Below are 13,774 nucleotides of genomic sequence, written 5' to 3'. Positions count from 1 at the left end.
ACATCAACCGATTGGTCGCGTGTCGCATGTAATGGGCTTATGTGCCTTTTGTTGAGCGGCGGCATGCGGCCCCGGGGGCGGCCCGGGAACGCGAAAGGCGCGGGCCCGTACCACCCGTCCGGGGGTACGGGCCCGCGCCCGTTGAAGCGTGCGCTCCGTCAGCCTGCCAGCGCGGCGCGCGCCAGACCGGCGGTCTCGGTCGGGGTCTTGCCGACCTTCACGCCCGCGGCCTCCAGGGCCTCCTTCTTCGCCTGGGCGGTGCCGGAGGAACCGGACACGATCGCACCGGCGTGGCCCATCGTCTTGCCCTCGGGCGCGGTGAAGCCCGCCACGTAGCCGACGACCGGCTTGGTGACGTTGGCCTTGATGAAGTCCGCGGCCCGCTCCTCGGCGTCGCCGCCGATCTCGCCGATCATCACGATCAGGTCGGTGTCGGGGTCGGCCTCGAAGGCGGCCAGCGCGTCGATGTGGGTGGTGCCGATGACCGGGTCACCGCCGATGCCGACGCAGGACGAGAAGCCGATGTCCCGCAGCTCGTACATCATCTGGTAGGTCAGGGTGCCGGACTTCGACACCAGACCGATGCGGCCGGGCTTGGTGATGTCGGCCGGGATGATGCCCGCGTTCGACTGACCCGGCGTGATCAGACCCGGGCAGTTCGGGCCGATGATGCGGGTCTTGTTGCCCTTCTGACCGGCGTAGGCCCAGAAGTTGGCGGAGTCGTGAACGGCGATGCCCTCGGTGATCACCACGGCGAGCGGGATCTCGGCGTCGATCGCCTCGATGACCGCGCTCTTGGTGAACTTCTCCGGGACGAAGATGACCGTGACGTCGGCGCCGGTGGCCTCGATGGCCTCCTTGACCGAGCCGAAGACCGGTACCTCGTTGCCGTCGAAGTCAACAGTGGTGCCGGCCTTGCGCGGGTTCACGCCACCGACGATGTTGGTGCCCGAGGCGAGCATCCGACGGGTGTGCTTCTGCCCCTCGGACCCGGTCATCCCCTGGACGATGACCTTGCTTTCCTTGGTGAGGAAGATAGCCATGGTTTTTGGTGACCTCGTCCCTTACTTCGCAGCCAGCTCGGCGGCACGCTCAGCCGCGCCGTCCATGGTGTCCACCTGCTGCACGAGCGGGTGGTTGGCGTCGGTGAGGATCTTGCGACCCAGCTCCGCGTTGTTGCCGTCGAGACGCACCACGAGCGGCTTGGAGACGTCCTCGCCCTTGGACTTCAGCAGCTCCAGGGCCTGAACGATGCCGTTGGCGACGGCGTCGCACGCGGTGATCCCGCCGAAGACGTTGACGAAGACGGACTTGACGTCCGGGTCGCCGAGGATGATCTCAAGACCGTTGGCCATCACCTCGGCGGAGGCGCCGCCACCGATGTCGAGGAAGTTGGCGGGCTTCACGTTGCCGTGGTTCTCACCGGCGTACGCGACGACGTCGAGGGTCGACATGACCAGACCCGCGCCGTTGCCGATGATGCCGACCTCGCCGTCGAGCTTGACGTAGTTGAGGCCCTTGGCCTTGGCCGCCGCCTCGAGGGGGTTGGCCGCGGCCTTGTCCTCGAGCGCCGCGTGCTCCGGCTGGCGGAACTCGGCGTTGGCGTCCAGCGTCACCTTGCCGTCAAGCGCGATGATCTTGCCGTCACCGGTCTTGACGAGCGGGTTGACCTCGACGAGCAGGGCGTCCTCGTTGATGAAGACGGTCCACAGCTGCTGGAGGACATCCGCCACCTGGTCGGCGATCTCGGCCGGGAACTTCGCCGCGGCGACGATCTCGGCGGCCTTCTCGGCGGTCACACCCTCGATGGCGTCCACCGGGATCTTGGCGAGCGCGTCGGGGTTCTGCTCCGCCACAACCTCGATCTCCACGCCGCCCTCGACGGAGGCCATGGCGAGGAAGGTGCGGTTGGTGCGGTCCAGCAGGAAGGAGACGTAGTACTCCTCCTTGATGTCCGCGGTCTGGGCGAGCATCACCTTGTGGACCGTGTGGCCCTTGATGTCCATACCCAGGATCTGGGTCGCCTTCTCCACGGCGTCGGCCGGGTCGGAGGCCAGCTTGACGCCGCCCGCCTTACCGCGGCCGCCGACCTTGACCTGCGCCTTGACGACCGCGCGGCCGCCCAGTCGCTCGGCCACCTCGCGCGCCGCCTCAGGCGTGTCGATGACTTCACCGGCCAGCACCGGTACACCGTGCTTGGCGAAGAGGTCCCTCGCCTGGTACTCGAACAGGTCCACGCGCGTCCGTCCCTTTTCCACTGGATATCGCGGTCGTTATCTGCGCGGGCGTGCCGCGATGGCCAGCGTGAGGACGCGATCTATGAGAGGGCGGCACACGTGCGCCGGGTACGCGGCATGTCCGTCTCGCAGGTTATAACCGCGAGACGTGCGTCCCTAAATCGCAGATCACACTTGAGCGGTGATTACAGTCACAGATCGCGACCGTACGCACCTATTTTGGAACCCAAGAGCGGGCAGCCCCCTCCCCAACGAGGACTGCCCGCTCTCGGCTACTGCGCGGTGTTACGGCTGCGTACAGCCGTCAGACGGCCTTCAGACGGCCGGGAGGGTGTTCGGGGCGGTGGGCAGGTCGGCCGGGACGTTCGGCAGCTCGGCCGGGACGTTCGTCGGCAGGTCGGTGGGCAGCTGGGCCGGGACGTTCGGCAGGTCCGCCGGGACCTTCGGCAGGTCGGTCGGGAGCTGGCCCGGAACGGTGGGCAGGTCGGTCGGGAGGTCGGTCGGCAGCTGCGCCGGGACCGACGGCAGGTCGGCCGGGACCGACGGCAGGTCCGCCGGAACGGTCGGCAGGTCCGCCGGAACGGTCGGCAGGTCCGCCGGAACGGTCGGCAGGTCCGCCGGGACCGACGGCAGGTCCGCCGGAACGGTCGGCAGGTCCGCCGGAACGGTGGGCAGCTGGGCCGGGACCGACGGCAGGACCGGGAGGGCCGGGATGTTGGCGACGTCGGTCAGGTCGACCGGGGCGACCGGGAGCAGGCTCTGCACGCGGGCCACGGTGTCCACAGCGGTGCCCTGCGCGTTCGTGGCCACGGAGCCGGTCAGGTCCAGCGCGAACGGCACCGTGCTGGTGGCCAGGTCGGCGGCGAACGGAACCGTGTTGGTGACCGTGTTCTGGGCGACCGGCACGGCGTTGGTCACGGTGTTCTGCACGAACGGCACGGCGTCGGCGACGGTGCCCTGCGCGAACGGAACCACGTTGCTGGCGGTGCCCAGCGCGTAGCCCTGCGCGCTTCCGGCCACGTAGGCGACGTACGGAACGGTCTTGCCCGCGGCGTCACCGGCCAGCACGCCCGCGTCGTCCACGGTGCCCTGCGCGACCGGGACGACCTTGACCACGACGCGGTTCACGGCGGGCGGCAGCAGGTCACCCGCGACCCCGCCCACGACGGGCTTGGCGAGGCCCACGGTGCCCTTGGCCTTGCCGGTCAGCTCCTCCGGGCGGACGCCCGCGCCGGAGAGGGAGGCGAGCAGGTTGTCGGCGGCGCCGGGGGCGGCGGGCAGCTTCGGGGCGGCCGGGAGCTGGGCGGGCAGCTCGGCCGGGGCACCCTTGACGGACGGCACCGGGGCGGCGGCGGGCAGCGAGGAGCCGCTGGCCGGCAGCGAGCCGAGGCCCGGCAGGTGCGGAACGACGCCGGGCACCTCGCCGGTGGGCAGGTCCACGTCGGCGGCCTTCTGGACGGACTTCACGGCCTTGTGGGCCTTCTTGACGACCTTGCCCGGCTTGGTGGCGTCACCGGTCACACCGTCGAGCGCGCCACCGGTCACGTCACGGGTGGTCTTGGAGACGTCCGGCAGCTGGCCCTTGGCGGCACCGTCCACGGTGTCGTCCACGGTGCCGGTCACGCCGTCCACGGTCTTCTTCGCGGTGTCGTTCAGCTTGGACGTGTCGGCCACATCGCCGGTCGCACCGTCAACGGTGTCGGTCACCTTGCCGGTGGTGTCCGTCACCTTGTCCGTCGTGTCGGTGACCTTGTCGGTCGTGTCGGCGACCTTGCCCGTGACGCCGCCCACCGTGCTGGTGACGCTGTCGGTGGAGGGGACGCTCGGGGTCTCGGCGGCGTTGGCGGCGGCGGAACCGAGGGCCCAGATACCGGTGGCGGCAGCGGCGACGAGGATGGAGCGGCGAACGTTGTTGCGCATGGTGGAAGAAGTCCTTCGAATTCAAGGGGTGAGCGAACGGGCAGACCTGACCCGCCCCCGCGCGGCAGGTCTTACAGACGGGGGGAGGTCTGCCCTAGCCGGGGAATTCGAGGACTTCGTTGTACCGCTCGCGCGTCGGCGCGGAGCTGTCCGCGCGGACCGCGCCGGGCTCGAGCCCGAAGTGCGCGGCGCCGGACGGCGGCAGAGCGGCGTGGGTGTTCCCGCCACGGGGAGCGCCGCTGTCGCCGGTGCACTGGGTGACGGTCCCGAGGGGGGACCGCGGGAGGGGCATCGGCGCCGGGGCGCCGTCGCCCTGGCCCGCGCCGTCGGACGCCCGGGCGGCGGTGCCGTGACCGTCGTCGTGGGAGTCGGCGGAACGCGGCGCGGCGACGGCCGAGTCCGCCGTGTCGGGCCCCAGCGGGGCCGCGGCGGGCTGGGCCTGGTGGTGCAGGGTGTCGTCCTTGTCGGCGCCATTCGCGCCCGGGCCGTGGCCCGACGCGGCCCCGTGTGAGGCGTCACCGAGGGCGCCGACACCGGCGTCGCCGACCTCGGACAGCCGGACCGGGAGGTCCCCGCCCGTGGCCTTCCTGACCAGGTCATCGACCGGGTCGGTGACCTGGCGGGCATGCCGCTCGACCGGCTCGCGCACCGGTTCCACCGTCTTGCGGACGGTGTCGGTGGCGGTGTGCGCGGCGTGGCGTGCCACGGTGTCGGCGGTCTTGACCGCCTTGGCCGGTGCCGCCTTGGCCGGAGCCGTCTTGGCTGCCGCTGCCTTGGCCGGAACCGCCTTCGCGGCCGACTTCGCCGACTTCGCGGCGGCCTGCGTCGAGTCGACCAGGTCCGCTGCCTGGGCCTGGTGGCCCGTCACCGATCCGGTCGTCAACTCTCCCCGCTCGGCGGCCTGGGCGCTGCCGCCGAAGAGGAACGCCAGTGCCAGGAAACCCCCGAGGAACAACGCTGCCAGCAGCGCCCGCCGCGCGGCCACGGTGCGCGGCAGGCGCACAGCGGCAGGCAAAGCGAACGCGGCAGACAAGAGGGAGGGCCTTCCGTGGTACGGCAACAGGCGAGGCGCCAATCGGACGGTCACATTCCACGTCCTGGCGACGGGAATGATCCTTGCACGACCCACAGGGGGCCGCGCAAGCCCATGGCCAGTGATGGTCAGTGATGCATCGCCATGTCCGGTATCGGCGGTTGGCGCCGCTCGATCGCCGCCGCCATCACCTCCGGGAAGAGATCGGGGGTGCAGGCGAAGGCGGGTGCGCCGAGCGCGGCGAGCGCCGCCGCGTGCTCCCGGTCGTAACTCGGCGCCCCCTCGTCGGACAGCGCGAGCAGCGCCACGAACTGCACCCCGGAGGCCTTCATCGCGGCGACCCGCCCCAGCATCTCGTCGCGTATCCCGCCCTCGTAGAGGTCGCTGATCAGCACGACGACGGTGTCCGCGGGCCGGGTGATCCGCGTCTGGCAGTATGCGAGCGCCCGGTTGATGTCGGTGCCACCGCCGAGCCGGGTGCCGAACAGGACGTCCACCGGATCGTCCAGATCGTCGGTCAGATCCACGACGGAGGTGTCGAAGACGACGAGCCGGGTGGCGATCGACCGCATCGAGGCGAGCACGGCGCCGAAGACGGAGGCGTACACCACGGACGCGGCCATCGACCCCGACTGGTCGACGCACAGGATGACGTCCTTCTTCACCCCGCGCGCCGCGCGCCCGTAACCGATCAGCCGCTCGGGGATCACCGTGCGGTGCTCGGGGAGGTAATTCTTGAGGTTGGCGCGGATGGTGCGGTTCCAGTCGATGTCCCGGTGGCGGGGGCGGCTGATCCGGGCGGACCGGTCGAGCGCGCCGGTGAGGGTCGCCCGGGTGCGGGTCGCGAGCCGCTTCTCCAGTTCCTCGACGACCTTGCGGACGACGGCTCGCGCAGTGGTCCTGGTGGTCTCCGGCATCGCCTTGTTGAGCGAGAGCAGGGTCCCCACCAGATGCACGTCCGCCTCCACGGCCTCCAGCATCTCGGGCTCCAGCAGCAGCGCCGACAGGCCGAGCCGGTCGATCGCGTCGCGCTGCATGACCTGGACGACGGAGGTGGGGAAATACGTACGGATGTCGCCGAGCCACCGCGCCGCTTGCGGCGCGGAGCCGCCGAGCCCGCCTGACCGCGCGCCGCCGCCGGGGCCGCTGCCGGGGTCGTCTCCGTAGAGCGCTTCGAGCGTGCCGTCCATGGCGGCGTCGGTGCCGCTCAGATCGCAGCCGGTGCCATCGCCCTGCCCACCGAGCACCAGCCGCCAGCGCCGCAGCCGTTCGCTGCCGATGTCCGTGTCCGTGTCCGTGTCCGCCATCAGGCCACCTCCGTGGCGTCGTCGCGATCAGGAGCGAGTCCGGGACCGAGGCCGGGGCCAAGACCGAGCAGCAGCCGCACCGTCGGTACGACGGCGTCCGCTCGGCCCGCGTCGATCCCGGGGCCGAAGCCGGGCGCGGCGGGCACCGCGGGCGCCGCCTCGCCGCCCGCGTCGCTCCCGGGACCACGGCGGACCAGCTCGCCGAGAGTGCGGCGGACGCCCGCGTCGTAGGCGGAGAAGGTGCGCCGCAGCAGCGGCAGGACGTCGGTGAACGCCTCGGCGGGTACGGAGGTGAGCCAGCCGTCGATGAGCCCGAGCAGCCGTTCGTCGTGGACGAGCAACATGCCGCCGCCCGCGCCGCCGCCGATGAACCCCTCGATCCAGGAGGCCGCCTCGGGGGGCGCGGTGCCGGGCGAAAGCGCGAGCCGCATCAGCCGCGCCGCCTCGTCCTCGGCGAGCCGCCCGTCGTCCAGCAGCAGACGCGCGGCCCGCCCGCGAAGCAGCCCCGGGACGGCAGACCCACCGTCCCGCCCGGCGATCCCCCGCAAAACCCCCGCCCAACGCCCCCGCAACACCCCGCCCGAAGCCACGCCCCGGTCCCCGGTGGCCGCCGTGTCCGCCGTGTCCGCCGCCCCGGAGGCCGCGTCCGTCTTGGGCTCCGGCAGGAGGGCGATCGCCCGGTGCACGGCCTCCAAGTGGCGGAGCATCTCGGCGGCGCCGTCCGCGTCGAGCCCTACGCAGGCGGGCGGGAGACCGACCAGGATCCGTTCGGCCAGGCCCGCGGCGACCTCGCCCAGCGCCGCGGTGTCGGTGCCGCGTACGTCCCCGTAGCGCACCGACCGCACCAGGGCGGGCAGCGCCTGCGCGAGGTGGCCCACGTCGGCGTCGAGCGCGGCGCGGTCGGCGAGCGCGCGCATCACCACGGGGAGGGCGTCCGGAAGCGCGGCCAGCAGACAGCGCTCGGCCAGCTCGGTGGCCTCGGCGAGGGCCGTGGCGCCCAGCGCCATGGACTCGGCCTTGGCGGTGGCCGCCGACAGCACGGTCGTGCCCCACACCCCCGCCTCCGCGACCCGCACCGACAGCTCCGGCTCCCAGCACAGCCGCCACGTCTCGCGGAACGTGCCGGTGCTGCCGCGCGAGACCGCCGGGGTGCCCCAGTCGATCCCCAGCAGCCGCAGCCGGTGCAGCAACCGGCCACGCGCGGCGTCCATGTCCTTGCGCAGATCCAGCTCAAGCTCTCGCTCCACGGCCTCGGGCGCCAGCCGCAGCGAACGCTGGGCGCGCCGCAGGTCCCGCTGGAGCGGTACGGCGGGGGCCGACGCGGGGACCTCCCCCAGCACGTCCCCCACCACGAGCCGGTCCCGCACCAGCGCGATCGGCACGTCCGAGCCCTCGCACATGACGGCCCGCACGGCATCCATCGTCTCGGCGAGCCCGGCGAGCGGGCGGCCGCGCAGGGCGGCGAGGGTTTCGGCGAGCCGCACGGCCTCGATGACGTGCGCGGACGACACCGCGAAGTCCTCGTCCCGGAGCAGCCCGGCGACCTTGGTCAGCCAGCGCTCCAGGGGCCGGTCCGGGGCGTGGAAGAGATGGCTGTACCAGCCGGGCGAGGCGATCCCCGCCCCATAACCGCTGCGCCGTGCCAACCGGCGGTGTGTCCAGGGCACCCAGCTGACCTCGGCCTTGACCTTCGGCAGTCCCTTGAGCAGCTTCCGGTCGGCGGTCACGGTGGAGCGGGCGGCCAGCGCCGGTACGTGCCAGGCCCCGCACACGACGGCGACGGCCTCCCCGAACTCCCGCCGCGCCGCGTGCATCCGCACCCGCATGTGGGCCTCCCGGACGGCGTCGTCCTCGTGCCCGCCGTGCCCGTACGCGGCCCGCAGCTCCCCCATGGCCTCGCCGACGGCGGCGAACGCCGCCGTCCCGCCGACGCTGCGGTGCTCGACGACGTCCTCCCACCAGCGCTCCGGGTCCTCGTACCCGGCCGTCTCGGCGAGGACGGCGAGCGGATCGACGCGCGCCCGCTCGGCGTCGCCCGGCCGGGCCTCACCCGGCCGCTCCTCCCTCGGCGGGTCCTCCCCCGGCTCGGTCTTCGCCGTCATGGCCAGGGAGTTCGCGGCCGGGAGGTCGATGAACCGCACGGGCACGCCGCGGGCCAGCGCCCACTGGATGGCCGCCCACTCCGGCGAGAACCCGGCCAGCGGCCAGAACCCGGCGCGCCCCGGGTCGTCCGCCACGTGCGCGAGCAGCGCGACGGGCGGGCGCATGCCCTCATCGGCGGCGAGGTGCACCAACGCGTCCGCCTCCGGCGGCCCCTCGATGAGCACGACGCCGGGCTCGCACTCATCGAGCGCCGCCCGCACGGCCCGCGCCGACCCAGGCCCGTGATGCCGCACCCCCAGCAACAACGGCCACTCCGGCACCCGGTCGCCGTGCGGGCTCACGCGCTCACCTCGCGGCACGCGCGGTAGAAGTCCTTCCAGCCGTCGCGCTCGCGGACGACCGCTTCCAGGTACTCCTGCCAGATGACGCGGTCGGCGGACGGGTCACGGACGACCGCGCCCAGGATGCCCGCGGCCATGTCGCCGGGCCTCAGCACGCCGTCGCCGAAGTGGGCGGCGAGTGCCAGGCCGTTCGTCACCACGGAGATGGCCTCCGCCGTAGACAGGGTGCCGGAGGGCGACTTGAGCTTCGTACGGCCGTCGCCGGTCACGCCTTCGCGCAGCTCGCGGAAGACCGTGACGACGCGGCGGATCTCCTCCACGCCCTCCGGGGCCTCGGGGAGGTCCAGCGAGCGGCCGATCTGGGCGACGCGGCGGGCGACGATGTCGACCTCGTCCTCCGGGGTCGCGGGCAGCGGCAGCACCACCGTGTTGAAGCGGCGGCGCAGCGCGCTGGACAGCTCGTTGACGCCGCGGTCACGGTCGTTGGCGGTGGCGATGAGGTTGAAGCCGCGGACCGCTTGGACCTCCTCCCCCAGTTCGGGGATCGGCAGGGTCTTCTCGGACAGGACGGTGATCAGGGTGTCCTGCACATCGGCCGGGATGCGGGTCAGCTCCTCCACGCGCGCGGTCATGCCGTCCGCCATGGCCCGCATCACCGGGCTCGGGACGAGCGCGGCGCGACTCGGGCCGTGGGCGAGGAGCCGGGCGTAGTCCCAGCCGTAACGGATCGCTTCCTCGGGCGTCCCGGCCGTGCCCTGGACCAGCAGGGTCGAATCGCCGCTGACCGCCGCCGCCAGATGCTCCGAGACCCAGGTCTTGGCCGTGCCGGGGACGCCGAGCAGCAGCAGGGCGCGGTCGGTGGCGAGCGTGGTGACGGCGACCTCGACGATCCGGCGCGGGCCCACGTACTTGGGTGTGATCACGGTGCCGTCCGGCAGCGTCCCGCCGAGCAGATACGTGGCGACGGCCCACGGCGACAACCGCCAGCGGGCCGGGCGCGGACGGTCGTCGGCGGCGGCCAGGGCGCTCAGCTCGTCGGCGAAGGCGGCCTCGGCGTGCGGACGGATGACCTCGGCGGCCTCGCCGCCCTCGGTGCTTTCAGGTGAATTGATTCCGGACACAGTGACGGTCACAGCTCCCCCACGACTCGTTGCTCGTTCCGCTCCCGGACGCGCATTTCACTCTGCACCACCCCACTGACAACCGGCCCGTCCTCAACGAACCCGCAGGTCACGGCAATTGTCAGTGGGTGCCCGTACCGTCGCAGACATGAATCCGCAGGGGGAACGCTGGACGGCGGAACAGGTGCTGGCCCTGGCGCCTGACACCGCGTCACGCAAGGCGGGCGGCAGGCTCGCGGGGGCCGCTTCGTGGTCGGGTACGGGCGCGGGGGCTCGGGGCCGGGCCGTCTGGGGGTTGTGCGCGGGCAGCGGCAGCACGCCGTACCGGACGGTGGTCGACCTGCACGGGCCCGCCTACCGGTGCAGTTGTCCGAGCCGGAAGTTCCCGTGCAAGCACGCGCTCGGGCTGCTGCTTCTCTGGGCGTCGGGCGGGACCGGGGTGCCGGAGGGCGGGGAGCCGCCCGAGTGGGCCGAGCAGTGGCTCGACGAGCGGCGCGAGCGCGCGGTGGGGGCCGCGCGCAGGGGTGCGGAGTCCGCCGGGGACGACGACGAGGCGCCCGGTGGCGGCCGAGGTCACGGGCCCGGCGCCGCGAACGGCCCGGGCGGCGCGGGTGCTGCGGGCGGCGCAGGCGACACGGGCAGTGCGGGCGGCGTGGGCGGCACAGGCGCTGCGGGCGGCACGGGCGGCGTGGGTGGCCCGGGCGGTACGGGCAGCGCGGGCGCTGCGGGTGCTGCGGGCGGCACGGGCAGTGCGGGTGGCGCGGGCGGGGGTGCCGGTCCGGGGGCGGCTCGGCGCCGGGCCGAGCGGCGCGCTCAGCGCATCGCGGCGGGCGCCACCGAGCTGGAGCAGCGGCTGGCGGACCTGCTGCGCGACGGTCTGGCCACGGCGGACAGCGCCGGATACGGGGCGTGGGACGAGACGGCCGCCCGCATGGTCGACGCCCAGGCCCCCGGCCTGGAGGCGCGGGTGCGGGAGTTGGGCGCGATCCCCTCCTCCGGCCCCGGCTGGCCCGCCCGTCTGCTGGAGGAATGCGCCTTGGCGCACCTGCTCAACCAGGGTTTCCTGCACTTCGACAGCCTGCCGGAGGAGCTGGCCGCCACCACGCGCGCACGGGTCGGCGTCACGATGCCGGTGGCCGAGCTGCTCGCGCACGGGCAGCCGGTCCGGGACCACTGGCTCGTCCTGGGCCGCCAGGACAGTGGCGACGGCAAGCTCACCACCCGGCGGATCTGGCTCCGTGGCCGGACCACGGGCCGGATGGCGCTGCTGCTGTCCTTCGGCGCGGCGGGGCGGCCCCCCGAGCTGGCCCTGCCTCCCGGGCTGGTGCTCGACGCGGACCTCGTCTATTACCCGGGCACGCGCCCACTGCGGGCGGCGCTGGGCACGCGGTATCCGCCCGCCGAACCCCCACTGCCGCCCGGGTGGCCCCCGGTGGCCTCCGCGAATGGCGGGGTCGGCCGGGTCGGCGGGGCGGACGCCGGAGCCCCGGCACCCGGCGGGGTGCCCGACGGCGGCGGCATCGCGGCGGCGCTCGCCGCCTACGGCGACGCGCTGAGCGACGACCCCTGGCTGGAGGGCTGGCCCGTCGTGCTCTCCGGCGTCACGCCCGTCCCCGCCGGTGAGGACGGTTGGCAGTTGGCGGACGAGGCAGCCGGGATCGCGCTCCCCGTCGATCCGAGGTGCCTCGGCCACACGAACCTGTGGCAGCTCACGGCGATATCGGGCGGCCGCCCCCTCACCGTCTTCGGCGAGTGCGGGCACCGCGGCATCACGCCCCTCACCACCTGGGATCCGGAACCCGTCCCGCTTGCCACGGGCACCGGCCCGACCTCGTACGGAGGCACGCGTTGACCAGCACCGCATCCGCATCCGCGACCACGGCCTCATCCGCGCCCGTGGCGTGGGACGACCTCGTCGCCGCTGCCCTGCTCGGCACCGAGCGCCGCACCCCGCCCGTCGCCGCGCGCCCCGGGCAGGACGCGGCGTCCGCCCTGCTGGACGCCGCCGCGCTCAGCACCGTACGGCGGCGGGCCGGGCTGCGCCCCGCCGCCGCCCGGCCGGGCCCGGCCCCCGCGCCCGAGGACCCGCGCCCCGCGCTTCCGCCCGCCGCCCGCAGTCGGCTGGCGATGCTGCTCGCCGACCGTTCGTCCCCGGGGCGCAGCGGGCCGCGTTCCGCCCCCGATCTGGCAGAGCTGCTGCCCCAGTGGCTCGCCCTCGCCAACCAGCACGGCTATCGCGCGCCCGACGCGCTGCTCCCCACCCTGCTCGACGCCGCCCGCGCCCGTACCGATCTGCGGCCCGAGGCGCTCACCCTCGGCGGGCCCCGGGCGCTGTGGCTCGCCCGGCTCAACCCGGACTGGAAGTTCGCGCTGCGGGGTGGGCCCGGGCGGGGCACGGCGCCCGCGTCGGAGCCGGGCGGGGCGGCCGCCGACGCCGCCGAGGTGCGGCGGCGCTGGGAGGAGGGGCTGTTCGCCGAGCGGGTGTCGCTGCTGGCCAGGACGCGTCATCGCGACCCGGCGGCCGGGCTCGCCCTGCTCAGCGGCACCTGGTCCACGGAGCGGGCGGAAGACCGGCTGATGTTCCTGGACTCGCTCCGCGACGACCTCGTGGCCTCCGACGAACCCTTCCTGGAGCAGGCGCTGTCGGACCGCAGCCGGAACGTCCGGGCGACCGCCGCCGAGCTGCTGGCCGCGCTTCCCGGCTCCGCGTATGCCGCGCGGATGGCGGAGCGGTCTGGGGCCTGCGTCTCCCTGTCCCCGGCCCCAGCCCTGTCGTCGGCCCAGGCCCTGTCGTCGGCCCCGGCCACCGGACAGATCACCGTCGAGCCACCGGTGCGGTGCGACAGCGGGATGCAGCGCGACGGCGTCGTGCCCAAGCCGCCGTCCGGCCGGGGGGAGCGGTCCTGGTGGCTGAGTCAGCTGGTGGAGGCCACGCCGCTGGCCCGCTGGTCCGAGTGGTTCGGCGGGCTGAGCGCGGACCGGATCGTGGCCCTGCCGGTCGCGGACGGCTGGAAGGGGGACCTGCACGCGGCCTGGTGCCGGGCTGCCGTGCGGCAGCGCAGTGCGGAATGGTCGCGCGCGCTCCTCGGTCCGCCGGGCTCGCCCCCGGCCGCCGCGGGTGAGCCCGCGGCGGCGGCTTGGCGGGACCCGGCGAAGCTGCTGTCCGCCCTCCCCGCGGAGGAACGGGCCCGTTGGGTCGCCGACTTCATCGCGTCCCACGGACTGTCGGACGCGTTCCGGCTGCTGGGGGTGTGCGCGGTGCCGTGGGCCGAGCCGCTGGGCGGGGCGGTCGTGGACGCGCTGGACATCGCGCGGGACGCGGGCAGCTATCCGTGGAGTTTCAGCGGGATCATGGGCTTGGCCGAGCGCTGTCTCGACCCGGCGCAGGCGGACCGCCTGGAGATGCTGACCGCGCTGCCGGATGAGCCGGAGGGGGCGGCGCCGGGGGCCGGGGGGTACTGGTCGGAGGCGTTTCAGCGGTTGGTGGGGACGCTGAGGTTGAGGGGGGCGATGCGCGCGGAACTGGCCGGGGGCTGATTCCCCCACCCCGCCCCTTCCCGAAACCGGGGCTCCGCCCCGGACCCCGGCCCGCCTCCGCCGGTCGGAGGGCCCCCTGCAGGGCGGGCCCCGCATGGGTCTCCGCCGCTGCGAGCGGCGATACCGGCCGAGGAGGCGGGCGCTGCTCCCGCGCGCGGGCCGAGGGCCCGATCGG

Annotated in this window: 9 protein-coding genes; 2 read left to right on the top strand and 7 right to left on the bottom strand. The window is 74.1% G+C overall.

The annotated features are described in order from the left end of the window. Positions 1-158: 158 nt before the first annotated feature. From sucD to ACZ6CL_RS08980, 7 genes are all read right to left on the bottom strand, one after another. On the bottom strand, positions 159-1,043 hold the full coding sequence (gene sucD, locus ACZ6CL_RS09010) for a succinate--CoA ligase subunit alpha (protein WP_009717120.1): 885 nt from the start codon (positions 1,041-1,043) through the stop codon (positions 159-161). Positions 1,044-1,064: 21 nt separating this feature from the next. Continuing rightward, positions 1,065-2,237 (bottom strand): ADP-forming succinate--CoA ligase subunit beta, encoded by a 1,173-nt coding sequence (sucC, locus tag ACZ6CL_RS09005; protein WP_468933006.1) that lies wholly within the window; start codon positions 2,235-2,237, stop codon positions 1,065-1,067. Positions 2,238-2,552: 315 nt separating this feature from the next. Then, on the bottom strand, positions 2,553-4,157 hold the full coding sequence (locus ACZ6CL_RS09000) for a hypothetical protein (RefSeq protein ID WP_468933005.1): 1,605 nt from the start codon (positions 4,155-4,157) through the stop codon (positions 2,553-2,555). A 94-nt stretch (positions 4,158-4,251) separates the two neighbouring features. Next, the gene (locus ACZ6CL_RS08995) at positions 4,252-5,160 is read right to left on the bottom strand and encodes a hypothetical protein (protein WP_468933003.1); all 909 of its coding nucleotides are present in this window, start codon (positions 5,158-5,160) and stop codon (positions 4,252-4,254) included. Between the two features lie 158 nt (positions 5,161-5,318). Further along, complete coding sequence (locus tag ACZ6CL_RS08990; RefSeq protein ID WP_468933001.1) at positions 5,319-6,497, bottom strand: VWA domain-containing protein; 1,179 nt, start codon at positions 6,495-6,497, stop codon at positions 5,319-5,321. Continuing rightward, positions 6,497-8,941 (bottom strand): DUF5682 family protein, encoded by a 2,445-nt coding sequence (locus tag ACZ6CL_RS08985; protein ID WP_468932998.1) that lies wholly within the window; start codon positions 8,939-8,941, stop codon positions 6,497-6,499. The genes ACZ6CL_RS08990 and ACZ6CL_RS08985 overlap by 1 nt, the downstream gene beginning before the upstream one ends. Further along, positions 8,938-10,074: an ATP-binding protein gene (locus ACZ6CL_RS08980; RefSeq protein ID WP_468932995.1), complete on the bottom strand. Its 1,137-nt coding sequence runs from the start codon at positions 10,072-10,074 to the stop codon at positions 8,938-8,940. The genes ACZ6CL_RS08985 and ACZ6CL_RS08980 overlap by 4 nt, the downstream gene beginning before the upstream one ends. A 136-nt stretch (positions 10,075-10,210) precedes the next feature. Between ACZ6CL_RS08980 and ACZ6CL_RS08975 the strand changes: the two genes are divergently transcribed. Together ACZ6CL_RS08975 and ACZ6CL_RS08970 are read left to right on the top strand one after the other, a co-directional pair. Then, positions 10,211-11,914 carry an SWIM zinc finger family protein gene (locus tag ACZ6CL_RS08975; RefSeq protein WP_468932993.1) on the top strand — a complete coding sequence of 568 codons (1,704 nt, stop codon included), beginning with the start codon at positions 10,211-10,213 and terminating at the stop codon, positions 11,912-11,914. Further along, complete coding sequence (locus ACZ6CL_RS08970; protein WP_468932991.1) at positions 11,911-13,599, top strand: DUF5691 domain-containing protein; 1,689 nt, start codon at positions 11,911-11,913, stop codon at positions 13,597-13,599. Before ACZ6CL_RS08975 ends, ACZ6CL_RS08970 begins: the two co-directional genes overlap by 4 nt. Positions 13,600-13,774 lie beyond the last annotated feature (175 nt).

This window comes from Streptomyces sp. NPDC041200 (assembly GCF_055591805.1).
This window is presented reverse-complemented; position numbering and strand designations above follow the sequence as displayed.

Bases quoted from the DNA above. Each gene is read 5' to 3' on its own strand.
- ACZ6CL_RS09000 (WP_468933005.1), bottom strand. From the start codon at position 4,157: ATGCGCAACAACGTTCGCCGCTCCATCCTCGTCGCCGCTGCCGCCACC.
- ACZ6CL_RS08975 (WP_468932993.1), top strand. From the start codon at position 10,211: ATGAATCCGCAGGGGGAACGCTGGACGGCGGAACAGGTGCTGGCCCTG.
- sucD (WP_009717120.1), bottom strand. From the start codon at position 1,043: ATGGCTATCTTCCTCACCAAGGAAAGCAAGGTCATCGTCCAGGGGATG.
- ACZ6CL_RS08990 (WP_468933001.1), bottom strand. From the start codon at position 6,497: ATGGCGGACACGGACACGGACACGGACATCGGCAGCGAACGGCTGCGG.